This window comes from Bradyrhizobium sp. HKCCYLS2038 (genome assembly GCF_051167655.1).
GTDB lineage: Bacteria > Pseudomonadota > Alphaproteobacteria > Rhizobiales > Xanthobacteraceae > Bradyrhizobium.
In genome coordinates, this window is the sequence record NZ_JBNPTM010000029.1 from 1 (window position 1) to 1426 (window position 1426).

1 protein-coding gene is annotated in these 1426 nt (G+C 65.6%); it reads left to right on the forward strand.

What is annotated here, in order from left to right; translation table 11 throughout:
- Nucleotides 1-159: 159 nt before the first annotated feature.
- The gene (locus ACQR1I_RS36870; protein ID WP_434871267.1) at nt 160-1359 is read left to right on the forward strand and encodes an IS256 family transposase; all 1200 of its coding nucleotides are present in this window, start codon (nt 160-162) and stop codon (nt 1357-1359) included.
- Nucleotides 1360-1426 lie beyond the last annotated feature (67 nt).

The window sequence follows — 1426 nt, forward strand, 5'->3', positions numbered from 1 at the left end:
TGGGTCGTGTCCCGGGTAGTGGTGTAGCTCGGTAGAGCAAAGCCGCCCGGACGCGCGCTCTCACATAGCGCCGTAGCGGGCGGGCGGCTTTGCGGTGGTCATCGGCAGTTCTCCGGTAGGATCGGGTTGCGACACGCCAACGCAACCGAGGACCCACCGATGACCGACGACATGATGAACCTGCGAACACTCGTGGAGAAGACCCCTGATGCGGATTTGTTGCGCGAGATGATCGGCTTTGCCGCCCAGCGCCTGATGGAGCTGGAGGTCGAAAGCCAGACCGGAGCAGGCTACGGCGAGAAGAACCCCGAGCGTCTGGCCCAGCGCAACGGCTACCGCGACCGGACCTGGGAGACCCGGGCCGGTACGGTCGAACTGCGTATTCCCAAGCTGCGCAAGGGCTCCTATTTCCCTGGCTTCTTAGAGCCGCGCCGGATGGCCGAGAAGGCGCTCACCGCCGTGGTCCAGGAAGCCTATGTGCAAGGCGTTTCAACCCGCTCGGTGGATGACCTGGTGCAGGCCATGGGCATGACCGGCATCTCGAAGAGCCAAGTGAGCCGGCTGTGCGGTGAGATCGATGACAAGGTGAAGGCCTTCCTCGGCCGTCCGATCGAGGGCGACTGGCCGTATCTGTGGATCGACGCCACCTACGTGAAGGTGCGCCAGAACGGGCGCATCGTGTCGGTGGCGGTGATCGTCGCAGTCGGTGTCAACAGCGACGGCCGGCGCGAGGTTCTCGGCATGGACGTCGGGCCCTCCGAAGCCGAGACGTTCTGGACCGCGTTCTTGCGCAAGCTCGCCCGCCGCGGCCTGCGCGGCGTCAAGCTCGTCGTGTCCGACGCCCACGAGGGCATCAAGGCCACCGTCGCCAAGGTGCTCAACGCCAGCTGGCAGCGCTGCCGCGTCCACTTCATGCGCAACGCGCTGGCCCATGCCGGAAAGAGCGGGCGCCGCGTGGTCTCCGCCTTCATCGCCACCGCGTTCGCCCAGGACGATGCCGATGCCGCAAAAACGCAGTGGCGCAAGGTCGCCGATCAGCTCCGCCCCAAGCTGCCCAAGCTGGCCGGCTTCCTCGACGAGGCCGAGACCGACGTACTCGCCTACATGACGTTCCCGCCCCAGCACCGGACCAAGTTGCACTCCACCAATCCGATCGAGCGGCTCAACGGAGAGATCAAGCGGCGCACCGAGGTGGTCGGCATCTTCCCAAATGAGGATGCCATCGTCCGCCTCATCGGCGCGATCCTGCTCGAGCAAAACGACGAATGGGCCGTCCAGCGAGCCCGCTATGTGACACTGGAAACCATCGCACCGATAAGCGATGATCCCACCGTCAGCCTTCAGGCTATCGCCAGCTGACCAGCCCGGCTCTCGCCGGCGAACGCGGTCACCCACCGCGAGCTACACCACGACACGGGACACGATC